The 23,866-nt window shown below is 44.0% G+C and carries 16 protein-coding genes and 1 tRNA gene; 6 read left to right on the top strand and 11 right to left on the bottom strand.

Going from position 1 to position 23,866, the window contains the following annotated elements; translation table 11 throughout:
• Positions 1-201 precede the first annotated feature (201 nt).
• Complete coding sequence (locus tag THEBA_RS02410) at positions 202-1,140, top strand: asparagine synthetase A (RefSeq protein ID WP_014730295.1); 939 nt, start codon at positions 202-204, stop codon at positions 1,138-1,140.
• Between the two features lie 25 nt (positions 1,141-1,165).
• On the opposite strand, the gene THEBA_RS02405 is transcribed toward THEBA_RS02410, so the two are convergent.
• The 4 genes from THEBA_RS02405 to THEBA_RS02390 form a co-directional block, all read right to left on the bottom strand.
• Positions 1,166-1,240, bottom strand: a tRNA-Asn gene (locus THEBA_RS02405).
• Positions 1,241-1,289: 49 nt separating this feature from the next.
• Positions 1,290-1,664, bottom strand: a complete 375-nt coding sequence (locus tag THEBA_RS02400; protein WP_014730294.1) for a DUF1667 domain-containing protein — start codon at positions 1,662-1,664, stop codon at positions 1,290-1,292.
• Positions 1,664-2,899: an NAD(P)/FAD-dependent oxidoreductase gene (locus tag THEBA_RS02395; protein ID WP_014730293.1), complete on the bottom strand. Its 1,236-nt coding sequence runs from the start codon at positions 2,897-2,899 to the stop codon at positions 1,664-1,666. The genes THEBA_RS02400 and THEBA_RS02395 overlap by 1 nt, the downstream gene beginning before the upstream one ends.
• Positions 2,896-4,338 (bottom strand): NAD(P)/FAD-dependent oxidoreductase, encoded by a 1,443-nt coding sequence (locus THEBA_RS02390; RefSeq protein WP_014730292.1) that lies wholly within the window; start codon positions 4,336-4,338, stop codon positions 2,896-2,898. The genes THEBA_RS02395 and THEBA_RS02390 overlap by 4 nt, the downstream gene beginning before the upstream one ends.
• A gap of 188 nt (positions 4,339-4,526) precedes the next feature.
• On the opposite strand from THEBA_RS02390, the gene THEBA_RS02385 reads away from it, so the two are divergent.
• Entirely contained in the window at positions 4,527-5,069 is a 543-nt protein-coding gene (locus tag THEBA_RS02385) for a glycerol-3-phosphate responsive antiterminator (RefSeq protein WP_014730291.1), read from the top strand.
• Here the strand turns inward: THEBA_RS02385 and THEBA_RS02380 are convergent, their stop codons facing one another.
• From THEBA_RS02380 to THEBA_RS02360, 5 genes are read right to left on the bottom strand one after another with little or no spacing between them, the layout of a single operon-like run.
• Positions 5,070-5,900: an ABC transporter permease gene (locus THEBA_RS02380; RefSeq protein ID WP_006492056.1), complete on the bottom strand. Its 831-nt coding sequence runs from the start codon at positions 5,898-5,900 to the stop codon at positions 5,070-5,072. It abuts the gene before it with no gap.
• An 11-nt stretch (positions 5,901-5,911) separates the two neighbouring features.
• Positions 5,912-6,865 carry an ABC transporter permease gene (locus THEBA_RS02375; RefSeq protein WP_014730290.1) on the bottom strand — a complete coding sequence of 318 codons (954 nt, stop codon included), beginning with the start codon at positions 6,863-6,865 and terminating at the stop codon, positions 5,912-5,914.
• A 14-nt stretch (positions 6,866-6,879) separates the two neighbouring features.
• The gene (locus THEBA_RS02370) at positions 6,880-8,376 is read right to left on the bottom strand and encodes an ABC transporter substrate-binding protein (protein ID WP_014730289.1); all 1,497 of its coding nucleotides are present in this window, start codon (positions 8,374-8,376) and stop codon (positions 6,880-6,882) included.
• Positions 8,377-8,399: 23 nt separating this feature from the next.
• Positions 8,400-12,857, bottom strand: coding sequence for a fibronectin type III domain-containing protein (locus tag THEBA_RS02365; RefSeq protein ID WP_014730288.1), 4,458 nt, complete (start codon positions 12,855-12,857; stop codon positions 8,400-8,402).
• Positions 12,858-12,870: 13 nt separating this feature from the next.
• Entirely contained in the window at positions 12,871-14,160 is a 1,290-nt protein-coding gene (locus THEBA_RS02360; protein ID WP_014730287.1) for a metallophosphoesterase family protein, read from the bottom strand.
• A 101-nt stretch (positions 14,161-14,261) separates the two neighbouring features.
• Here THEBA_RS02360 and THEBA_RS02355 point away from each other — a divergent pair, with 101 nt between their 5' ends.
• Positions 14,262-15,176 (top strand): sugar transferase, encoded by a 915-nt coding sequence (locus THEBA_RS02355; protein WP_014730286.1) that lies wholly within the window; start codon positions 14,262-14,264, stop codon positions 15,174-15,176.
• 55 nt (positions 15,177-15,231) lie between these two features.
• On the opposite strand, the gene THEBA_RS02350 is transcribed toward THEBA_RS02355, so the two are convergent.
• A complete protein-coding gene (locus THEBA_RS02350; RefSeq protein ID WP_014730285.1) occupies positions 15,232-16,992 on the bottom strand; it encodes an NADH-dependent [FeFe] hydrogenase, group A6 in 1,761 nt (586 codons plus the stop codon).
• A 297-nt stretch (positions 16,993-17,289) separates the two neighbouring features.
• Here THEBA_RS02350 and THEBA_RS02345 point away from each other — a divergent pair, with 297 nt between their 5' ends.
• The 3 genes from THEBA_RS02345 (at position 17,290) to THEBA_RS02335 (ending at position 22,544) form a co-directional block, all read left to right on the top strand.
• Positions 17,290-19,320 carry an Ig-like domain-containing protein gene (locus THEBA_RS02345; RefSeq protein WP_014730284.1) on the top strand — a complete coding sequence of 677 codons (2,031 nt, stop codon included), beginning with the start codon at positions 17,290-17,292 and terminating at the stop codon, positions 19,318-19,320.
• A 494-nt stretch (positions 19,321-19,814) separates the two neighbouring features.
• On the top strand, positions 19,815-21,014 hold the full coding sequence (locus tag THEBA_RS02340; RefSeq protein ID WP_014730282.1) for a pyridoxal phosphate-dependent aminotransferase: 1,200 nt from the start codon (positions 19,815-19,817) through the stop codon (positions 21,012-21,014).
• A gap of 306 nt (positions 21,015-21,320) precedes the next feature.
• Positions 21,321-22,544, top strand: coding sequence for a 6-phosphofructokinase (locus tag THEBA_RS02335; protein WP_014730281.1), 1,224 nt, complete (start codon positions 21,321-21,323; stop codon positions 22,542-22,544).
• 42 nt (positions 22,545-22,586) lie between these two features.
• Here the strand turns inward: THEBA_RS02335 and THEBA_RS02330 are convergent, their stop codons facing one another.
• The gene (locus THEBA_RS02330) at positions 22,587-23,822 is read right to left on the bottom strand and encodes a glycosyltransferase (protein WP_014730280.1); all 1,236 of its coding nucleotides are present in this window, start codon (positions 23,820-23,822) and stop codon (positions 22,587-22,589) included.
• Between the last annotated feature and the right edge of the window lie 44 nt (positions 23,823-23,866).

Genomic DNA, 23,866 nt, shown 5'->3' with positions numbered 1-23,866 from the left:
ATGCTTTCTGTGTTACTTTGCAGATGGTAGAATGAATCATTCAGGAGGAAGGAATATGGAAAGATTGATTTTAGTTTCATACAGTATAGCACTTTCTAATAATAACTGGCCGGGATCGGTCAGTTAATCTTTGCGTTTCAACAAAAAAGATTAGAAGGCCGATGGTTATCCATCGGCCTTAATTTTTGAAGGGGTGAGAAAATGGAAAGCATCGGGAGACTCAGTTCTAGAGTGTTGGAGCACCTTAGTGATCCGGTTGTGAAGTCGGCAGTTAAAGTAAAATCTGCAATTCTGGGAGAAGCAAGCAGTTTTCTTAGGGGAAAGAACTTTGTCGAGCTACTTCCTACTATTGTATCTCCGATCACCGATCCACTTAATCACGAAGTTCACACCACAAGGTTCACTTACTACGATCAGGAGTATCGCCTTACGCAGTCAATGATATTTCACAAGCAACTAGCGTGTAAATCATTCGAAAGGATCTTCATTGTTTCTCCGAATGTAAGACTTGAAACATCGGAAAAGGCACTTTCAGGAAGACATCTCTTTGAGTTCAGTCAAATTGATCTTGAAATCCGGAACGCAAAGAGAGAGCAAATAATGTCTCTCATCGAAGACCTCATAATTACAGTAATGCTTTCAGTAAAGAGAAATTGCAGCGAAGAAATGGATTTTCTTTCCTCGGATCCTTCGATTCCTTCAAAACCCTTTGCTACGGTGAAATTCATGGACGCTTATGAACAGTATGGAAAAGACTTTGAAACGATACTATCCGCCAGTTTTAGCGAGCCGTTTTGGTTAATTGATTTCCCAATATGGGAGAGGGAATTCTATGACTTGTTGTCGGAAGATAAGAGAACACTCAAGGATATGGATCTAATACTTCCTCATGGATTTGGTGAAACTCTGTCCGGAGGAGAACGAGAATGGGAGCATCAGAGAATCCTTGAAAGAATGGGTTTCAAAGGCAACGACCCTGAAGAACTCTCATGGTACATGGATATCGCAGAAGGAGGAGAGCTTGTTCCGACTGCAGGTTGTGGAATTGGTGTCGAAAGACTGACAAGATATGTCTGTTCTCTAGACAACGTTTCAAGAACAAGACTCTTTCCCAAGGTCCCAGGACAGAGCTGGATATAAAAAACTCCCCCAACAGGGGGAGTTCTGGCTCCAGCGGAGGGACTCGAACCCCCAACCGTCCGGTTAACAGCCGGATGCTCTGCCATTGAGCCACGCTGGAACACAATGATTATTTTAACCCGAATCAAACGTTATTTCAAGTAGTAGGATTAAGGAAGAAAAGTTTGAATTCTCTTCACAGGACGCGTGGCAATGAGCGCAGTCCCCTGGCCATCGATATCATCCATAAGGACGTCTCCAATCTGTACAGGAGCTTCAACTGAAATTTTTCTGACCAAATCCATTTTCTCCTTTATAATCGACCTGTCAATTGCGCCAGATGTCTTCACGGAAACTAGGGGAATCTCCCCGTTGATGACTTTTACGCTTGTTGTAAGTATTCTCTTCGGCATGATTAATTCATTTAAAGCATATTCTTTTCCTCTGGGACATCTGTTACCCCTTATCTCATACTCGCTTCCGCTTTTTCTAACTGAAATTTTGCAACTAACCGGGCAAATTACACAAGTTATGTGTCTCTCCATTAGTGCACCTCCACCGTTAACCGTTTTGCGTCAATAAGAGGCATCAGCTTCTCTTTTTTAATAACCATCTGGATCATCTCACTGGGAACCCCATAAGAGAAACTCTTCTCGAGCCCTAGTTCCTTTAGAACTAGAGTGCCCTTGTCCATAGGGTTTTTCAATCTTACATACAGGCGTACGTGCTCATCCATATCCACTATGCCAGGCACAACAACTCCCACATTATCTCCCCTAACAACGGGAACCCTGTCCCCAGAAGTATTCTTGCCGAGCGCATAGAGAGCAGCATGACGGCCGGCTATCCAGCCCTCGGCGGCTACATAATCCACGAGATCGAATACCGCAACATTGTTTCCCGCCGCAAAAACACCCTCTACGGAGCTTTCACCTGTGTTTGAAACAACAAAACCTCTATTGATAGGATCGATAGTCAAATCATCATCGAAATCCTCAACCTGTGGAAGCAACCCGGCAGAAAGTATTAAAGTGTCAACTTTCAGCCGGCTGGAAGTGCCCGGTATCGGAACGAATCTCTCATCGACCTTAGTTATTTCAACTTCTTCAAGCCTTCCCTTTCCGAAGACTTTGGTCACAGTTGTCGAAAGGAGAAGGGGAATATCATAATCTTCAAGGCACTGAACAATGTTTCTTGTAAGACCTCCGGGATATGGCATCCGTTCTATTACAGCGACTACTTCCACACCTTCAAGTGTCAGTCTTCTTGCCATTATCAACCCGATATCCCCTGATCCTAGTACAACCGCTCTTTTTCCTGGTAGATAATTCTCTAGATTCACATATCTTTGAGCCAAACCTGCCGGCAATATTCCTGACGGTCTATAACCCTGTATCAACAGCGAGCCGAACGGTCTTTCTCTGGCTCCGCTCGATATGACAAGGGCCTTCGCAGAAATTTCAAATGCTCCCTTAGGAGAAAGCACAACTGCTTTTTTCTCCCTCACGTCTATGTGCCGGACATAAGATTCACCAATCATGCTCACCCCTTCTTCACTCATCTCACGTTGAAGGCGAGAGGCAAATTCCGGACCTGTCAATTCCTCATGGTAGAACTGAAGGCCGAACCCATTATGAATACACTGATTTAGGACACCTCCTGCAATCGGTTCTCTTTCTAGGAGAGTAACGTCAGCTCCAGTTTTTGCAGCACTGAGAGCTGATGACATACCTGCTGCTCCGCCACCTATGATAAGAACGTCTGTGGTGAGTCTGTTCATTGTCTCACCTTCCCATCAACTATCCAGCTTCCCTCGCTGTTCTGTCTAACTTCGGATAGATCCTTCTTGAGCTCTCTAGCCAGAATCTTCGCAATGTTCCAGCTGCAGAACCCGCCCTGACATCTTCCAAAACCCGCTCTAGTTCTAAATTTAATACCGTCAATTGTTCTTGCTCCATCGCGAATGGCCTGGACTATCTCGGCTTCAGAAACCTCATTGCATTGACAGACGATTCGCCCATACGCAGGGTTTTCATCAATCATCTCAGAGACTTTCCCAGCTGGAAGTTCCTTTATCTTTACTCTCTCTTCAAGACACGGAACAAAATCGTCTCTTCTAACCAGATCGATTCCAGTTTCTGGAACGATCATACTAACTACGAATTCCGCAATTGCGGGGGCTGCAGTCAAACCTGGAGATCTCATAGCCCCCACTGTGATGAAGTTTGCAAGTTCTTCGGCTCTCTTTATGTAGAAATCCTTTTGGACGGTTTCAGGTCTCAGCCCGGCAAATGACTTTATGAACCACTTTGCATTGTCTATTCCCGGGATAAGATATTCTCCAGATTCTCTAACTGAAGTCAGCCCAGAATCAGTAGTGCTAACATCTTCCGGCGAAAACTCGGGTAGTTCAACTGAAGTCGGCCCTAGAAGAACTCCTCCATCAACCGTTGGGACAACTAATTTTCCCTTTCCTGCAGCGGTTGGAAGCGGAAATATTATCATATTTACTAATTCACTTGCCTTTTTATCCAAAAGGATATACTCACCCTTTCTCAAATGAACCGGGGGCACATTCACGTTAAAGGCTGAAGCAACCTTTTCGTAGAAGAGACCGGCTGCGTTTATTACCAAGTCGGCTTCAATCTTCCTGCCAGAACTTAGAAATACTTCGGTGACCCTTCCTTCATTGATCTTCCCGCCTATGACTTCTTCACCTGTGACAACCTCGCCCCCGTTTGCGGCAACATTCATAGCCGAAGCAATCGCCACCATCCAGGGCTCAGTGATTCCAGCAGTACCACAAAATAGGGCATAATTAAATTCATCTGAAATGTGAGGTTCCAGCTCTCTAAGCTCATTTTTGCCAACGATTCTGAGATCTTTTACTCCATTGTTGATACCATTTTGAAGTAGCTCCTCAAGTTTTGGAAGCTCGTTTCTGTCCTTTGCTACGACAATCGATCCGGTCCTTTTTACAGGGAATTTCAATTCTTCAGCGAGCTTATCAAACATTAGATTTCCGGGAGCGCAGAACCTAGCTCTTAATGTTCCTGGCGGATCGTCATAGCCACCGTGAAGAATAGCAGAGTTTGCTTTAGTAACTCCCTGTCCTATATCCTCTAATTTCTCAACGAGAACAACCTTAATTCTAAATCTGCTGAGTTCTCGAGCGATTAGACACCCGACAACTCCACCTCCAATGACTACCGCTTGCATCCAGCACCTCCAAAAAGAAAACCACGCCATACAAAAATGGCGTGGTTCTCTCATAAACTCTACCACGTGTAAAGAATTATATCATATTCCATACACTCAGCCGGAAAAAAAGTGACCCTTCAGAGAACAGGAGGGTTCCTTCTTTCGAAATCAGCGCTTAGTGTATTATTCTACTTAGGAGGGGTTTTATGCTAAAAGGAATTATTGCGGCTTTATGGAACAGAAAAGAGAGACCAGAATCAGTTGTTCCGGAAACGGTTTTCTTCCTAAATGGTGGGCTCTTTGAAATACAGGAGAGGATCGATCGATTCAAAGCTGCTGGAAAGAAGGTCTTCGTGGATATTGATTTTGTTTCTGGGCTTTCTGGCGACGAGGATAGCGTTCTTTATCTTAAGAAGAGCGGAGTCGATGGAATAATCACTGCTAAGCTTAGAATATTCAAACAAGCAGTAAATGCCGGGATGCATCAGAGCCTTTTGAGGTTTTTCGTACTTGACTCGAGGGCCGTTGAAAAGGGAATTCAAACGATCGTATCCAATGGAGTGAGAAACATTGAGATACTGCCCGGAATAGTCGCAGCGAAGGTAGCCCCAAAAATCAGAGTTCATGCACCTGAGACTACCATAGTTGCTGCAGGTCTTATAGACAGCGTTGAGGAAATCGAAATGTTGAAGAACCATGTTGATGGGGTTTCCACTAGTTCCACGGCCTTGTGGACCTATAGATGGTGATTATCTGTTTATTCTAGGATCGAGCACATCTCTCAGCCCATCCCCCAGGATGTTGAGACTCAAAACGATTATAGCTATCATCATTCCAGGAAACAGGACTATCCATGGTGCGCTCAACAAATAGGAGGTTCCCTGGCCAACCATTCCTCCTAGAGTAGGCTCTGGAGGAGGAACTCCTAGACCGAGAAAACCAAGGGAAGCCTCGGTTAGAAGCGCTGTTGAAACATTTGTGGTGAAGGTTACAATCAGGATCGAAGAGATGTTTGGAAGAATGTCTTTAAGCATTATAGAGATATTCTTTTTTCCAAGCGCCTTAGAAGCCTTCACAAAAAGAGTATCCTTTAGAGAAAGCGTTGCTCCCCTTACGGTCCTTGCAAATATCGGCACATAGACAAGGCCGATTGCAAAGATTAGGTTGGACATGCTTGAACCGAAAAGAGCAATTATGAATAGTGCCAAAATAAGCGATGGGAAAGCGAAGAAACTATCCATAATCCTCATGATTATCAGGTCGGTCAGTCCGCCAATATAGCCCGACAACAGCCCCAACATAGTACCGATTATCGCCGAAATAGCAATCGCACTGGAAGCGATTATTACGCTTTTCTGTATTCCATACATCGACCTTGAGAATACGTCTCTTCCGAACTGGTCTCCACCAAACAAATGATCTATAGAAGGCCTGCTCATAAAGGCATCCATATTCATCTTGTACGGGTCATATGGTGCAAATAAACCAGGGAATAGTGTGATCAGAACAATGACAAAGATCATGATCATGCTAATCGTGTAGATCGGATTACTCACAAGTCTCCGCATTACTCTAAGCATAGTCGCTCACCCTAACGTAGCTCGACACGAGGATCAATTAGTGTATATATAACGTCAACCAAGATATTCAACATTACTATTATTATCCCGATAAAAAGAACAATTCCCTGAACAACGGGATAATCTCTTTCATTGACAACCTGAAGAAGAAGTCTTCCCATTCCGGGAAGGGCAAACATATTCTCTATTACTATGGTTCCACCAAGCAGATAGCCTAGCTGAATACCCGAGAGCGTTACAACAGGAATTAGAGCATTTCTCAAAGAATGCTTGAGAATTACATTTCGGGCACTCACTCCTTTTGCTCTGGCAGTTCTAACGTAATCTTGATTTAGTACATCCAGCATCGATGTTCTGGTAATTCTCAAAATCTGCGCTGCTACCATCAAGCCCATTGTAAGTGAAGGAAGAAACATCACCTGTAGATTAGAAAACGGATCGACTACCGGACTCACATATCCAAATAGGTTGAAATTATCGAAGGCACCAGAAACCAGCACAATTAAGATCGCCCCCACCCAGAAGGATGGGGACGAAAGACCAATTAGACCGATCACTCTCACAAAGTTATCGAGAAAACCATTTCTCTTTATTGCAGAGATTATTCCCATGGGGATTCCAAATAAAAGTGCAAATCCTAATGAGAAAGCGGCCAGTTCAAGAGTAACCGGGAATCTTTCCTTTATCAGTTCGGTTACGGGTCGGCCCGTTCTTAGTGAAGTGCCCAGGTTGAATGAAAGCAGATTCTTAACCCATATTCCATACTGAACAATCAGGGGCTTGTCAAGCCCATATTCGGAATACAGATCCTCTATCTGACTTTCAGTCAGATAATTCTGGGTTCCCAGCATTATATCTATCACATCGCCAGGAACTATGTGAATCGCAATGAACACCATGAACGTGACTAAAAGAACTGTGGGAACTGCAGATAGCAGCCTCCTGATTACGTAACCGAACTCCATATTCTACTCTGAAACTAATCTTTGCTTGTTTCTCTCAAAAACACAAGGCTTTCATTCGCCAATGATCTAAATCCCTTAACGGAATTATTAGAGGCAAATAACGTGTTTGGCGAATAGAGAAAAAGTATTGGTGATTCTTCCACGAGTTTTCTCTGGACTTCTTCATAGATCAGTTTTCTGGCGTTCATATCGGACTCGCTTCTACCCCTATCAAGTAGATCATCGACCTCAGGGTTACTATAGAGAAAGACATTAGTCGATCCTCCAGTTCGGAAAGTCCTGTTGAACTGGATGTCTGGATCTATCGATCCGCTATTCATAGAAATGAAAGAATCGAAATCACTCTCTCTCCACTTGCTGATGAAAATTCCCCACTCAACCAAGTTTATCTTTGCAATGACACCGATTTCTGCCAGCTGAGCCTGGATTACTTGTGCAACCTTATCGAAATTGTATCTCTGCGCAGCAACTATCTCAAATTCGAAGCCATTTGGATAACCGGCTTCTGCAAGTAGCTGCTTCGCCTTTGAAGGATTGTAACTATACTCCTCGAACTGATTGGGTTGCAAAGCCCAGAAATCCAGCTCGGGGTTCAACGGACCCGTAACTGTTGCCTCGTCAAAGGCCACAGCCTTCACTATCATTTCCCTGCTAACGGCGTAACTGAGGGCGTTTCTAACTTCCGGTTTGCTTAGAGGTCCTCTTGTCGTGTTGAAACCGAGCAAATAATAGCTTAGCACTGGCGTCCTGTAAATTACGAACTTGTCTGAGGCTAACTGGTTAAGACTTAGTGGCTCGCTGATCTTTGCAATATCGACGTCCCCATTTCTTAAAGCGGAAACTCTTGTTACCTCTTCGGGCATTATCATCATTTTTATTTCATCGAGATAAGGAAGCCCGGCAACAAAATAGTCTGCATTCTTTCTCAGCCTTATGTAGTTGCCTGCGACAAACTCAGCAATGTAGAAAGGCCCCGTACCATTTGTCTCTAGCTGAAGATTTGCGCCTGACTCGACAAAACTCTTGGAAAGTATAGCGCTGTTAACTCCCGCAAAATTGGGAAGAAGCGAAGAAGCCATCGGGATTTTCAGCTTGAACTCAACCTTGTTTCCGTCTAAAGATCTTATTGTTTCTACCTCGCCGTAATAACTGGCTGCTGGAGCCTTTACTTCGGGATCCCTTATTCTTTCAAAAGTAAAGAGAACATCCTCAACAGTCAAAGTCTCGCCATTGTGGAATTTTACGCCTTCTCGTATTTTGAACACTATTGTGTAGGGATCCACCACTTCGAAATCTTCGGCTAGATTAGGAACGAGATTCATATTTTCATCATACTTCAGAAGACCATCGTAAACGTTCTCAAGAACTCTGTGAGATGCAAATGCGGTAACCAGCGTCGGATCGAATCCTACCGGCTCAGTTTCAATTGCCATAACCAGTACGCTGTCACTTACGCCAAACACTGCTACTGAAAGAAATGTAACTAATACTGCCAAGAGTAATTTCTTCACGCTAACACCTCCAAAATGGAATTCTATTCCTTTCTGCTCTCGAGCAAGACTGGATCATTAGGTTTCTCTACATCATAAACTAACATGCTGTTTCCCGATCTAACTATCAAAAGGCTCCCCTCAACTGAAATCTCATCGACCTGGGTGAGCTCCAAATCCCGAAGAATTACAGGAGAATCTGGAGTACTAATGTCTACAATCGACACTCCCTTATCGGTAGACGCGTAAAGAACACTGCCCGACACCTCTATTTCAAGAACAATGTAGTACCTTCCTACATTAGCCTTTCTCGATCTTGCTATATCAATGACCTTCAAACCACCGTCTATTCCTGCCTCTCCAGAATAAACAACACCGTTACTTTCAGCAACTGCTCTGGAATAACCATCCAAGGGAACTTCAAAACTTGAAGAACGATCGTTGTAAGTTTCCCCTCCTCTCTCGAGGATTTTTATTCCCGACAAAGCATCTGCCAGATAAATTCTCGAGAGATCTTGCGTGACGAATAAATCAACCGGTGTCGTCCAGTCCCTGTAAACAGTTTCCATTCTTTCGGGAATGCCACTTTCGCTGAGAACTACTCTAATGACCATTCCTGCACTCTTGGTGTCTAGAATCCAGAGATATCCGCCCTCCATAATCAACTTCTCTGGAACCGTGTTAGTAACTAGAGTGTCGATAACTTCGGCCTCACCGGTCCGGTAGTTGATTGTGGACAGTTTTCCACTTTTGTCTATCACATAAAGTAGATCACCGTTTAGAATTGCGGAGTTCTTTCCATCATACTGATAAGGGATCTCAACGATTTCCAGGCCAGCGCTGCTCAGTGAAACTATATTCAAAACGTCGTTGAAGTAGAAAGCTAACATATCGGCACTCTCAGAAGCAGTAGGTTTATCGGACGACATTGTCTTGAATCTATTTGGACCGGTTGAGGATATCATCTTTCCTTCCTGCCAGAGCTCAACTGACCAATAGTAGGTCTTGCCGTTATCCAATCGATTCTGCAATCGCATAGAAGTGGCATCAGTTATACCGATCAGTGACATTTCCGACTCTGACTCACCAATAAACACTCTGAACTCCCCACTTCCCACTTCAGAAGATTGCCAGGAGAAAACGGGGGTAAGATCTACTTCCGAATCCACTACCGGGGACAGGATGTCAATCTTGAATTCTGATGCAGTAACATTGAATGTTCTCGTTTCGGATTTAACAACATTTTGACCGTCTGAAGCTGTAATGTACCAGCTATATGTCTTGTTCATCAAAAGGCCGGATATTCTAATCTGATTTGACTGCATGGAATCTCTGTAAAGCTCTAGATCCTCGTCGGTTCCAAAATACACCGAGTATCTCAGATGATCTCCGTCAGGATCATAGCCTGACCATGTTAAATCAACATACGTTTCACCAACCGCCCTTCCATTAACGGGACTGATTAAAGAAAGTTCTGGAGGCCTGTTTTCAACCGAGAATCGGAAGGTCTCGCTTCTTATTGTGGCTCCACTATTGTCTGTCAACTGAACGAACCATTCATATGTTCGTCCCGCAAGAAGCCTTCCTGTCTGATAACTGTTGCTCGAAACAGTGTAACGTGAAAGGCTACCCAGTTCTCCAAAATAGACTTCCTTCTGCCTTATCGCTTCTGTATCACCGTCTAAAACCCATTTCAATGTTACTCCCGAAGCCGGCACCTTTTCTCCGTTCCTAGGCGCTTCAAGCAACACTCCAAACGACTGTCCAGAAATGAAACTGACCGGTTCACCTGCATACTCTACATTGTCCCTCAAAACAGATACAGCCCAGAAGTACTGCCTACCGTCCTCAAAAGATAGTTCGGGTCTGTATGTGTTGTCCTGAATAACTCTTCTGACAATGGGGTTATGATCTGAATCATAAAGTCGGAAGACGTATCCAGAATTCTGTTGTGAATAAGACCAAGAGAACTCTCTGCCGTTCTCGAATACTCCACCGGAAGGATAGATGTAGTCTAGTCCCGAAACATGGCTTTTTATAGGTATTTCGAGAGTCCCTATTTCACCTCCGGGGTCCTCTGCCACGATTGTCAACAAGTAATCTCTGCCGGAAATGAGGTTGGTTATGACATATCTCTCAAGGTTATCTCCGATAGCTACTGGCCGCCCTAACGACTCTTCGGCAAGGTTAACATATACTCCCACCTCAAGGTCTTCTCCTTCAGGATCGTCCAGCTCCCATTCAACAACAAGAGGAGTCGTTGCCCCCTCCAGGAACATTCTAGGAGGATGAGTTAAAGTTATAACCGGCCTTTGGTTTCCAGTAACAAAGGATGCGTATTTGCTGACAGAACTTTTTCCCCCGTCATCGGTAACCTTTACGGCCCATTCGTAACGGTGACCGGGATCAAGCTCTTCGATAGTCAGTGAATTCCCGAGAGCTTCGTACTCCTCTTCATTTCCAGCAGAATCTCGCAGATGTACCTTTGTCGACACAATTTCTCCATCGGGATCACTGGAAACCCAACTTAGAGTCAAATCATTGGTCGATACTTCCGAAGCTCCATCCACAGGGAATCTGAGCTCTGGTAACGCCGGAGGTAGATTTTCGCTGGTGAAGCTCCAGACTTCTCCCTCAGTTTCAGAACCGTTCTTGATAACATCGACTCTCCAAAAGTACTTCCTGTTACTAAATAGGTCCAAGGTCAATTCAATCGAAGTTTCCTTCGTTTCGTTTTCAAAGATTATGTCATTCAACCTGTCGTCATTTCCAAGAACGAATCTATAAGAAAGATCTTCGCTCTCATCATCGATTTCCCAGCTAAAAGTAGTGTCAGATAAGCTTACTTCAACTTCACCAGGCTGAGGCGTCAACGGGACAGCTACTTCCAGAGCCTTCTGCCCTGTAGTGAAAACAGCGTCTTCACTTCTAGCGAAGGCACCTCTAGAGTCTTCTACCGTAATAAACCAGCTGTAATTCTCGTTTTCTTCCAGGTCTCTCACAATATATTCTTGAGATTCGATTGGACCTAGGATTCTTGAGTCATTCTTCGATTTCAAATGGAGCATGTAGTTAAGAGAATCACCATCGGGGTCTTCTCCAAACCAGTTGAATGATACAACCGAGGGTTCGACAAACTCCGTCGACACCGGCCGAGAAAGATAGATCGAGGGAGGCCTATTACCCGGGGTAATAGAAATATCTCTTATGGTTTCTCCTCCTTGACCATCGCTAGCTCTTATAGAGAGTGTGTAGTTCGTTTCTTCATCAAGTGCTGAGAGAAAAATCGATGTCATTCTACCTGAAGCGATTCTGGCAGGCTCATCACCATCCGGTCCAAAGAATACTTCGCTTGTAACACTATCTCCATCGGGGTCTACTACTTCCCATTTTACCGGCACAGAATCCTGCCCTGGAGAAATATTCGGATACTCCATCTCGATTATGGGTGCTCTGTTAGAAGTCCGGAAGATCCACTCTTCGCTCTTCTTTTCTTTTCCAGATGCATCTCTAACAACGACATACCAACTATAAGTTGTATGGCCTTTGAGAGAAGGAACAGCAATCTCGGTTGAATTTGTTGTTCCAATTAGTGAATATCTTGACTGCCCCTCGGAAAGGTAGACATCAAAATCTAGCTCGTCAAGATAGTATTCGAGAGGCAAAGAAGTCTTCCACGAAAGAAATCCTCTTCCCGCATCAAAATCGCTAGCTCCGCTTCTTGGATTTTCCGGCGTAACTGCAGGAAGATCAACCCTCATCTGAGTTGTGAAGCTCTCAGTATAAGAAGTAGATTCGCCTCCATACGAGTCCTTCGCAACGACTTTCCAGTAGTACTTCGTCGAGTAATCAAGTCTCTTAAGTAACGAAACGTCAACCATTGTTTCGTTCGTTCCTCTAATGAGAATGTCCTTCTCATCTAATCTTGGCTCTCTACCAAAATACACGTCGTATACTAACTCATCTCCATCAGGATCATTGGAACTCCAGTTAAGTGTCAGATCTTTTAGAGGGACGTTTCCCAGGTTGCTGCCTGGTGGAACTACCTCTGGCCTTCTAGGATAAGTATTCATGAGTACGAATGTCCAGATTTCACTTTCTGCGGATTTTCCACCTTCTGTGTAAACCCTTACTTTCCACCAGTACTGAGAGTGAGGATCAACCTCAAACTCGTGAGAAAAGGAAAATATTCCTTCGGTAGGGGAGGTCAGATCACCCTGAAGGTCAAGTGCCAATCTGGTCAAACTGTTTCGGTCCTTGCCAGCAAAGACTTCTGCTAAGAGGCCGTGCCTGGGACGTTCATATACAGCTTCCCACCTTAATTCTACCTTTTCAGCATACTGGATTCTCTCTGCATTTTTCGGAATTGGTGAGACATTCGAGATAAGTATTTTCGGTTCTGGAACGGGCCAGAGGAAAAAGGCCGCTACTACGGCCGCAACAATTACTAAGAGCAAGGTGATTATTATCGGCACTATCGAAGAACCTCTATAATAGTGCAATTTACATCCCTCCTCAGACTCGCATTCCAATCTCGCGCACAGAATTCCACTCGGTTTTCTTATCCAGTGTATCTTCAGAAAACCGAAGGCCACTAAGCTTCTTTATATGCTTTGACTCAACTAGAAACTCGTTAGAAACAATCTCTATAGTAATATACCCCAGTTCCACTCTTCTGGCAAAACCGTTCCTTGGATCGTCATCAATCATTTCGACAACCGGTTTCCATGTCCCAGTATTGGCATAAAATTTCTCTTCTCCGTTGCTCGAAATCATTCTAAGGACATGACGGTGATTATGACCCATTATCACGCCCTTCAGCTCACCGGGAACAATTGCGGGAGCTTTATCTCCGTACATCAGAAAGAATTCGTTGTTCATAGCTTTACGAAAGCCCTTCTTACCTTCGGCTCCAAGCAATCTTCTGCCCTGTTTGTAAAGGTTATCGGTCTTCTTCAGCTTTCTAAATGCCATAACCATTCTAACCATAAGACTACCGAGTTTCATTCCACCGTGTTTGTTGATGAATAGTCCTTCAATAACCTTCAACATTGGCCAACTGGCGTCTATCCAACGCTGTGCCGCATCACTTTTCAGCATCAGAAGGAACTGTCTGGCCCATTCATCCTGAAGATCTGAATCAACATCATATACTCTTCTAATAAAATCGAACCACTGAAAGACGTCGAGAGTAGGATGAATGTTCTGATAATCCCTAACTGCCTGTTCAGGAAGCTCTTTTCTCAAGAGGCATTTATCAAAATTTTTCATCATGAAGCGCGCCATGTAGTCACCGAATGGCTGCATTAACTCGCCGCTTCTCCTGTCCTTGAAAAACCTGTTCACAATGTCATACTGGTTTCCGTGCAAAGCAAGAGTCTTGAACTCTCTGTCGAGATAGTATGGTTGTATCTGTACACTTTCACTGTCACCCAGGAATTCAGTGAGCCTCTTTCTAAGACCTTCATTGAAAAGAAGAAATGAGTCGTGGTTTCCAACAACATATATCAGTCTACCACTCTTGGTGAACTCCCGAAATGCTCTGAATACCTCCCTGTGTCTGTTCTCAATAACATCTATTAACGACACATCCAGTTGATCGATGAGTTGATCGAACGGCAAGAGTCCTCTTTTCTTAACAAACTCTGAAGTCAAAAGCTCGAGTCCATCGCCAACAATGATTATTTCTCTGAATGCTTTTTCCTTTGAGCTCAATATCAGCTCTACAAGATCGGAATCGAATTTGAAGTCATCCTTTAACGTCCCGTCGCCAATATGAAGATCACTAAGGTATAGTTTTTTCAATCCCTTCCTCCCAAGTTCCATGATACCCCAAAAACAGAGTCAATACTCTGCACCGTGAGAAATTGCCAGTTCAAATATCTACACAAAGATGAGAGAATATAATGATGAACAGCCTTTTCTATTTGATTGACCTATTACTGGCTTTGCCGCTCTTAATGAACGGTCTTGGTGCATTCATTGCAGCCTGTTGTACGAGTGTTCTGATCAGTTTTTCAATGCGCGGTTACGAGGGAATCACGATCTCTGATAAAGAAAAGCAAATGGCTTCTACCCTTGGATCTGCTGTCATGTCTTGCTTTGTTTTTCCAGTCTTCCTTCCTGTATCACCGTTTGTTGCCCTTCCTGCGCTAGGAGCAACGGTCGTCAGAAATTTCATACTCTACAAACGTGTGAAATCGCAATTCAAGGAAGAAAGCTTTATGCTGACCTCTAATGACCCGATTGAACCAAAGGTGGTATATGATAGCTTCAAAAGACTCTTGGATGTTGGTATTGGAGTAATAATGTTAGTTCTGTTCAGCCCGATTATCGTTATAGTTTCTCTAATTTCTCTGCTCATGGAAGGTAGACCCATCTTCATCTGCCAAACAAGGATCGGCAAGGACTGTAAGCAATTCGGAATGTACAAGTTCAGGACTTTCGACACGAAGGGAAACAAGGAAACGATAACAAAGCTTGGCAAATTCTTGAGACCACTCAGACTGGATGAACTTCCGCAAATCATAAACATTATCAAAGGAGATATGAGTCTTGTAGGACCAAGACCCGAGCTTCCATCATTTCACAAGCTTGGAATGGACAACATCGTAGACTATTCGTCTAGACTTCTCGTAAAACCGGGTCTAACGGGCTGGGCTCAGATAAACTACAAATACACTACAACGCTGGAAGAATACCGGATTAAAACCGCCTTTGACCTCTATTACGTGAAGAATAGATCATTTATTCTCGATATCAAGTGCCTCTTCAAGACACCATTTGCCGTATTTCTCACTTTGCTAAAGAAGGAGGACTGAGCCAAAAACGAAAGGAGCCATAAGGCCCCTTCAAAACTCATACAGCTTTGAGAACCTACCCTTTGGCTATTTCCTCAAGTTCTTTCTTTCTCTCGATCACACTCTTTTTGTTGTCTTTGTAATGGGTATGGAGTAGTTCGTGAGAGAGATGTCCTAAAGGCTTTCCGAGATACTCTTCATAAAGCTTAGCAATCGCCGGGTTTTCGTGAGATTTTCTGATTACCGAAGATTTGTCAATATTATAGATAGCTTCCATCCTCTTCTGAAGATAACCGGGCTGACTCGATTTGGGTTGGCCACCGCCTCCGATACATCCGCCCGGACAAGCCATGACTTCGACAAAATGGTAGAATGCTTCTCCTGAACGAATTTTGTCCATCAACTTGACAACGTTGCTTCCCCCGTGAACTACGGCTACTCTTACCTTGGTACCCTTCATATCGATTTCAGCTTCCTTCACCCCGTCAAATCCGCGGGCAAAATCGAAATCAAGTCTTGGGAGCTCTTCTCCTGTATGAAGCTCGTACGCAGTTCTCAAAGCGGCTTCCATAACACCGCCTGTCGCACCAAAGATTACCGCAGCGCCGGTAGAGATTCCGAGTGGACTGTCAAATTCTTCCTCTTCAAGCGACTCGAAAGGAATCTTGTGCATCTTAATCAGCTTCCCAAGTTCTCTTGTTACAAGCACCGCATCGGTAGATCTTGTCCCCCTGACTGTCAAAGTATCTCTGCCCTTTTCGTCCTTCTTAGCTGTACACGGCATTATCGACACAAGATAAATGTCTTCCGGCCTCTTCCCTATCTTTTCTGCAAAGTACGTTTTGACCAGGGCGCTCATCATCTCCTGGGGAGATTTCGCCGTTGAAAGGTTCTCGGTGAATTCCGGGTACAACTTCTCCATCATGTTTACCCAGCCCGGGCAACATGAAGTGAACATCGGAAACTTTCCGCCTTCCTTTACCCTTTCAAGAAGCTCAGACCCTTCTTCCATAATTGTGAGGTCGGCAGTGAAATTCGTATCAAATACATAGTCGAATCCAAGCTTTCTAAGCGCGGCAACCATCTTACCGGTGCTGACCGTGCCGGGAAGCTCTCCAAACTCTTCAGAAAGGGCCACCCTAACTGATGGAGCGGTTTGTGCTATCAAAACCTTATCATGTTTTCTCAGCTCGGCGACTACCTCCCTGAATTCCATTCTCTCAGTAATTGCCCCAACAGGACAGACAGCCGAGCACTGACCACAGTTTATGCAATCGGTGGCCGCGATGGGCGCACCTAAAGCTGGCAGAGGAAGAACATGATACCCTCTGTTCACCGAAGAGAGTATCGAAAGACCCTGTAGCTCATCGCAGGCTCTCACACATCTCCCACAATCAATACACTTGTTCATGTCTCTAAAAAGCGATGGACTGGAGGTATCATATGGAACATTTCTCAGCGTCTTTGGGAACATATCTTCAACGTCGTACTGATATATTAGATCTTGAAACTCGCATCTACCATTTACATCACAGGTCATACAATCATTAGGATGATTGGAAAGGAGAAGACCTAGGTTAAACCTTATTGCTCTAGTAACCCTTTCAGAATTTGTCTTGATTCTCATCCCATCAGCAACTTGAGTTGCACACGCTGGCGAGAGGTTACGAGCTCCCTCTACTTCTACAACACAAACCCTGCATGAACCTACCACCGAAAGCGCAGGGTGATAACAAAGAGTCGGAATAGTTATTCCTACTTCACGGCAGGCTTCCAGTATACTCTGGTTTTCATCAACAGTAAAATCCTTGCCGTTCACGGTAATTGTCACGGGCACCTGACAGCACCTCCATTCAAAATCTACATTAAATGAGCTGAAGAAACTAGATTGTGATTTTTCTATCAAATAGATTCTAGCATATTGATTGCCCCTTATGCCAGATATTAGGTTAAAAATTCACCCACGTAGAAACAAAGTATAATCTAATTTGTTTAGCGACAATAAAGAACTGATTTAGCCGACTATTCGGATACTCGAGTTTATTTTCCCGCAAATGAATTCGTTTGGCCATGGAACAGGAATAAACTATAATGGAACTGATAATTATTATGTTTTTCATGGAGGTTATGCGGTATGAGAAAATGGTTCTTCTGGGCTTTGTTGATGGTCGTTGTGGTTGTTGTTTTTGCAATACGACTCCTGCCTGACATGCTTAACAAACCCCCAATAATAAGCATCCCCGATATGATTATCGATGAGGGCAGTACGCTTTCGATAGATCTTCACGACTATTCAAGCGATGAGAAGATGACATCTCTGAGTTACACGAAAATTTCGGGTCCCGGAGAGGTCAAAGAGAACTTCTACATTTTTTCACCGAGTTTCCAACAGTCGGGAAGTCACTCTGTAACAATTTCAGTAGTAGATTCGAAGGAACAAATGGCGGAGTCTTCATTCGAAATCGCTGTGAGAGAGGTCAACCGTCCACCCGAGCTTTCTATCCCAGACCAGGTGGTTGCCGAAGGGGAGACGATTTCAATAAACCTTGACGAGTATGCAAATGATCCTGACCTTGACGCCTTGAATTATTCATTAACCGAGGGCAATGGGCAAATAATTGGAAGCAACTATACTTATGAACCTGATTTCACAAGTGCAAATTATGAGAGGGTGACTATTTCCGTTTCAGATGGAAGAGGAGAGAAGGCAGCTTCAACGTTCATGATATCTAATAAAGCCTTTGCTACATCCTCAACAGAGCTGACCGCAGACTCCACATCTTCTGTGCCATCGGAAACTGCCGCTACGAGTCTAGACAGTCCAGTCACATCTTCGGAAACAGAAGTGGCCGATGCACAGAATCTCCCACCTACTGCTGATGTCCCGGATCAGGCACTCGAGCAAGGAAACACTTTGGTTCTGGACCTGAGAGGTTTTGTGAACGATCCAGAGGATGAACCACTTTCAATTAACTTAAAATCGGGACCGGGTGAGGTTCAAAGAACTCTTTACTCCTATGTGAGCCCTCCCGGGGATGCCGGTTCCAAGACAGTAGTCTTGGAAATATCGGATGGAAAGAACGTCGTCGAAGAAAGCTTTCAGATAAACATTGAGTCCGCGAACAAAGCTCCGGTAGCTTCAAGTATTCCGGAAGGCGTCGTTTTTCAGAGTGAACAATACAGATTGAACCTCGAGAATTATTTTACTGATCCTGACGGGGATTCGCTTTCATTCCAACTTCTCAGTGGCCCGGGAAGAATCGAAGGGTCGACGTACATATTCCAATCGGACGAACCAGGAAGATACTCGGCAACTATTCGAGCTTCCGATGGAAAGGGAGAATTCATTGAAAGAACGGCGAATCTCACTGTAGTTCGGACGAACAATCCGCCGACAATTTCAATTCTACCTAGAAGAATCGCGGAGGGTGATGTACTAACGATTGACCTTTCAGAATACGCTTCAGATCCTGATAACGATTTACTCAGCTTCTCACTGGTCTCCGGCCCTGGAACTATCCAGGGAGAAACCTACACCTTCGACGCAGACTATGGCACCGCAGGAACTTATGAAGCAATTGTCTCTGTAGGAGATGGAAAAGGCGGGTCTGCAAGGGCGACTCTCAGAATTGATGTTAGGGAGAGCAACAGGCCACCAGAATTAAATATACCTGGATTTACAATAGCAGAAGGTTCCAGACTTGTTGTTGATCTCAGTGAATACTCATCTGATCCAAACAATGACAATCTATCATTTGAGATCGTTCAGGGAATGGGAACGATCGAAGGAAGCAGGCTGATAATTGAACCAGGTTTCGAAGATTACGGTTTTTATACAATTGTAGTAAGCGCTTCTGATGGAAGGGGAGGCCAGACCAGTGCCACCTTCGATCTGCTGATTACCGACACCAATCGCCCACCCGAGTTTAATGTGCCTGATCAAACAACCATTGCGACTAGAACCTTGCGGCTTGACCTCAGACAGTTTAGCATCGACCCAGACGGAGACTATCTAAGGTATGAGCTGGTCTATGGACCTGGAGTTCTTACGGGAAGCATTTACTCCTTCATTCCAGAAGAGCTGGGATCGAACACAGTTATGCTAACCGCTAATGATCTAAAAGGCGGGGAGGCATCGACTACTTTTACGATCACTGTGAGATGATAGACTCCTTGTTAGCCAAATTACGCTGGTTTATACGACGTGATTGTAAAGACAGGCATTTAATATCAATTATGAACCATTATCTCCTTATTACTCTCTCTTTCTATTGTTTAGGGCTGAACTACTATGCTATAATCTAAGTACAAACAGCGGGGGAAGAAGAAGAAAATGAATACAGGAGGTATGGATATGATTGAGAAAGAACTCAAGAAAGTCGAATCAGACAAGCAGAATGTGCTTGAACTTGAGACAGATAGAACCCTTAATCTGCTTGAGGTGACTTTCGAGGACAGAGGAAATTGAGTCACGTGCTATTTCCCTGGAAGTAAGCTTCTTTACTACTATCGTGAAGGCTGCGCACGCAGCCTTTTTTTGTCGGACTATGAGACCAGCACATCAACTTAACACCTTAAAATGGCCTAACTCTGCCCTTCATACCAACAAATAGTTATTGTATAATAACAATGAAAAGTTATCATTTTAGGAGGTAAAACATGAAAATATCGCAACGCGGGATTTTTATGCCATCTTCTCCAATACGGAAATTAGTGCCTTTTGCACAGAAGGCTAAGGATAGAGGTGTGAAGGTATATCATCTCAATATTGGACAGCCTGATATTCAAACTCCAAAAGTATTCTTTGATTATGTAAACAAGCTTTCCGATTCCGTGGTCTCTTACTCGCCATCAGATGGAATAAAAGAGCTTAAGGAGGCTTTTTCAAAGTATTTTAGATCTTGGGAAATCGATGTTTCCGCGGATGAGCTTCTTGTAACTTCGGGCGGCAGCGAGGCAATTCTCTTCGCTCTAGCGGCTGTAGCTGATCCTGGCGATGAGATTATGTTGATCGAACCTTTCTACGCCAATTACATAGGCTTCGCCAACATGCTGGGACTCAAAGTTAGGGCCGCTACCTCGAGAATATCAAACGGTTATAGATTACCCGATGACGAAGAATTATCCAAAGCTTTGACCGCAAGAACTAAAGCAATTCTCTTTTCAAATCCTTCTAATCCCACAGGAGTAGTTTACACAGAGGACGAGTTACGGAGACTCATAGAGTTCGCAAGAAGAAATGATCTATACGTTATCTGTGATGAAGTGTATCGAGAAATGGTTTTTGACGGCATAAAACCTTCCTCAATCATGACGATAGATTCAGGACAAGACATAATTATCGTTGACAGCATTTCAAAGAGATTCAGTAGCTGTGGCGCAAGAATTGGGTGTGTGGCAACAAAGAACAACGAGGTTTACAGAACGATGATGAAATTTGCCCAGGCGAGGCTATCTCCTCCGACTATTGCTCAGCTCGGAACCATTGGTCTCCTTACATTGGGCAAGGAATACACAGATTCAGTGAGAAGGGAGTATGAGCTCAGAAGAGATGTAGTCTTTGAAGAGCTTAGCAAAATCGATGGAATAGAAATGCAGAAACCCTCCGGTGCTTTCTATATCTCGGTTAAGCTTCCCGTTGAAAACGCCGAAGAATTCGTAACATGGATGCTTACAGACTTTTCCTACGATGGGAGCACAGTAATGGTTGCTCCACTAGAGGGATTTTACTCAAGTGAAGGTGTAGGTAGGAAGGAAGTTCGAATCGCCTATGTTCTTTCTTCAGAAAAGATGAAGATTGCTATTGAAGTACTGGCTCTTGGTCTCAAGGAATTTAACCGCTCATTTGCCACAGTCTAATAGAACACCTCAAATCCAAATTTAATGGTCTCTTCCGAAGATACAAAGAGGCAGGGTGAGTTGTGGAACGCTTCTCCTTGAGGTTTATTACTGACCCAAGACAATTGTTCATTGCTGATTGCGAAAATCATCATTGAGGTAGACATCGGAAGTGAAGTTTCCCGTTCTAAACATCTGATACAAGAACTCGGCACGGTCTCTTCTATCGGAACCTTCAAGCTGAGATTGCTGCTAGAGAGTCAGTTCCTTCACTCAGATTTCACTGTCTGATATCATTTATGTAAGTGAGGGAGGTGAACCACTATAATGAAGAATGCTGTTTACGCTCAATCCGGGGGCGTTACATCTGTAATCAACGCATCTGCTTATGGAACACTGGTTGCGGCTCTTGAAAGCAAAGAAATCGATAGAGTCTTCGCCGGAATAAATGGAGTAAAGGGGATTCTAAATGAGGATCTTTACGACTTAACTGAAGAAGCAAGAAGTGAGATAGACAGAATTCCTTACACTCCAGGTGCAGTCTTCGGTTCTTGTAGAACGAAGATTGACAGTGATGAAGATTTCGAGAAGCTATTTAAAGTCTTCGATGCGCACTCGATCCGATACTTCTTCTATAACGGTGGCAATGACTCAATGGATACTGCTCACAAAATAAGCAAAAAGGCTAAAGAGATCGGTTATGAACTGCAAGTCGTTGGAATTCCAAAAACAGTGGACAACGATCTTCTTGAAACTGACCACTGCCCCGGTTATGGATCGGCCGCAAGATTCACCGCAATATCGATAATGGAGGCGACCAGAGACCTGAAATCAATGTACAGTGATTCAACAAAGGTCTTTATTATGGAATCCATGGGACGTAATTCGGGATGGCTTGCCGCATCTGGTTCACTTGCAAGCACAGACAGGTTTCACGGTCCTCAAATCATCCTCCTTCCTGAGGTTCCCTTTATGGAGGACTCTTTTATCGCAAAAGTCGAAGAAGTTGTGAAGAAGGAAGGATACTGCTCAATAGTTGCCTCAGAGGCTCTCAAAAGGCCTGATGGTTCATTCATATCAACTGCTGGCTACTACGATTCATTTGGAAATGTCCAGTTAGGAAAGATAGGTCAGTACCTTGAGAAGATAATTAGAGACGCTTTGAAGTGCAAAGTTCACGTGGCTTTACCTGATTACCTTCAGAGATCATCGAGGCACGTTGCAAGCTTGATCGATTGGCAAGAAGCAGTTGAAGTAGGAGCACTTGCCGTTAGAGAGGCCATAAGAGGGGAAAGCGAGGTCATGATTTCCATAAATAGATTGAGAAGCAAACCCTATCTTAAAGAATACACTACGGTCGCTCTTGAGCTCATTGCAAATGGTACAAAAGATCTCCCGGTCGAATTCATCTCCGAAGACGGATTTTATGTTACTGACGAGTTCAGGTCTTATGCACTTCCACTGATACAGGGTGAGGCACCTAATCTCTACCTGAACGGTCTTCCAATGTATGAAAACCTCCAGAAAATAAGAGCTAGAAAACTCTTATAGAAATCGGAAACCCCGTCCCTTAACACAAGGACGGGAATTCCTCTATCTCGTCAAATCGCGGAAAAGCTCGAGATACTGTAGTAGGTGCCTGGTACAGAGAAAATGTTTCTTAACTATTTCATATCCATTTCTACCCAGCTCTTTAGCTAGATCAGGATTCTCAAGAATCCTTTCTGTGTATTCAACGGTTTCGTCCACACTCTCAACAAGATATCCATTTACACCGTGATGGACCTGAAGGGGTATTCCGCCCACATTCCCACCAATCACCGGTGTCTTTTTCCACATTGCTTCACTCATAGTCAAAGCAAAACCCTCTCGAAGTGATTTCTGAAGAACTACCTTACTAATCCTTTGAGCAGCATTTACTTCAATATCGCCAATGCCATGAAAGTTTGAAAGAACCTTTACGTCATAGTCCATTCCAATGTATCTCAGGAGATCCTCGTAAATCTTCCATCCCTCAGGGTCATCTGAAGCCATAGATCCAATTAAGAGAAGCTGAAGATCCGGGAATTTCCTCTTCAGCTGTCTATAGGCATCGACAACTCCCATTGGGTCCTTCCATGGATCGAATCTCGAGACTTGAGCTATAACCGGCCTACCAGAAACAAGGCCGAGCTTCGTCATAGCTTTCTTCATTTCCTCTTCAGATAGCATTCTGTTCTTGTTGCTCAAAGGATCGATTGATGGTGGAATGTCATAAATTTTTTCGATGGCAATTCCATCTTTGGCATAACTTTTTAAAGTGAAGATCCCCGCATCGTAGTAAGACAAAAATGTATTCAAGTAATTCCAAAAAACCTCGTTGGGTGAAGAAGTATCTATGTGACATCTCCAAACAAGCTTGCAATTTCCAAAGTTTGCAAAAGCAGGAAGCCCAACCGGTTGAGGATCATGCAACACCGCAACATCGTATTCATCGATCCCGATGTAAGCCGCATTGTCTTTCGCTACCTTTTCAAAGAGTCTTTTATCTTCTTCTGACAAGAAATCTTCCTTTCCTTGAAGAGCGTTATGCATTCTTTTCGTAAGGTCGAAGAACTGTGGGGGAGCATCGATCACTTTCCAGTCAACCTCCAGTCCGCAATCCTTCATTAACGGAACCAGTGTATGAAGGATTTCCGCAACTCCGCCACCGAAGGAAGTGGCGTTTACATGCAGAACCCTGAGACCCTTGAGCTCTCTTGAAAGCTCGATGATACTTTCAATGACTTCTTCCTCAACGAAGGGCTGATAATCCTTCAGTAGCTTCTTATTTACCTGTGTACTCCTCATCTCTCCACCTTCTTCCGCTTAGAACTGAAGATATGCTGGCTCCA

This window comes from Mesotoga prima MesG1.Ag.4.2 (assembly GCF_000147715.2).
Lineage (GTDB): Bacteria > Thermotogota > Thermotogae > Petrotogales > Kosmotogaceae > Mesotoga > Mesotoga prima.
This window is presented reverse-complemented; position numbering and strand designations above follow the sequence as displayed.

Bases quoted from the DNA above. Each gene is read 5' to 3' on its own strand.
- THEBA_RS02385 (WP_014730291.1), top strand. From the start codon at position 4,527: ATGCTAAAAGGAATTATTGCGGCTTTATGGAACAGAAAAGAGAGACCA.
- THEBA_RS02335 (WP_014730281.1), top strand. From the start codon at position 21,321: ATGAAGAATGCTGTTTACGCTCAATCCGGGGGCGTTACATCTGTAATC.
- THEBA_RS02375 (WP_014730290.1), bottom strand. From the start codon at position 6,865: ATGGAGTTCGGTTACGTAATCAGGAGGCTGCTATCTGCAGTTCCCACA.
- THEBA_RS02390 (WP_014730292.1), bottom strand. From the start codon at position 4,338: ATGCAAGCGGTAGTCATTGGAGGTGGAGTTGTCGGGTGTCTAATCGCT.
- THEBA_RS02330 (WP_014730280.1), bottom strand. From the start codon at position 23,822: ATGAGGAGTACACAGGTAAATAAGAAGCTACTGAAGGATTATCAGCCC.
- THEBA_RS02410 (WP_014730295.1), top strand. From the start codon at position 202: ATGGAAAGCATCGGGAGACTCAGTTCTAGAGTGTTGGAGCACCTTAGT.
- THEBA_RS02400 (WP_014730294.1), bottom strand. From the start codon at position 1,664: ATGGAGAGACACATAACTTGTGTAATTTGCCCGGTTAGTTGCAAAATT.
- THEBA_RS02355 (WP_014730286.1), top strand. From the start codon at position 14,262: ATGATGAACAGCCTTTTCTATTTGATTGACCTATTACTGGCTTTGCCG.
- THEBA_RS02345 (WP_014730284.1), top strand. From the start codon at position 17,290: ATGAGAAAATGGTTCTTCTGGGCTTTGTTGATGGTCGTTGTGGTTGTT.
- THEBA_RS02380 (WP_006492056.1), bottom strand. From the start codon at position 5,900: ATGCTTAGAGTAATGCGGAGACTTGTGAGTAATCCGATCTACACGATT.
- THEBA_RS02340 (WP_014730282.1), top strand. From the start codon at position 19,815: ATGAAAATATCGCAACGCGGGATTTTTATGCCATCTTCTCCAATACGG.
- THEBA_RS02395 (WP_014730293.1), bottom strand. From the start codon at position 2,899: ATGAACAGACTCACCACAGACGTTCTTATCATAGGTGGCGGAGCAGCA.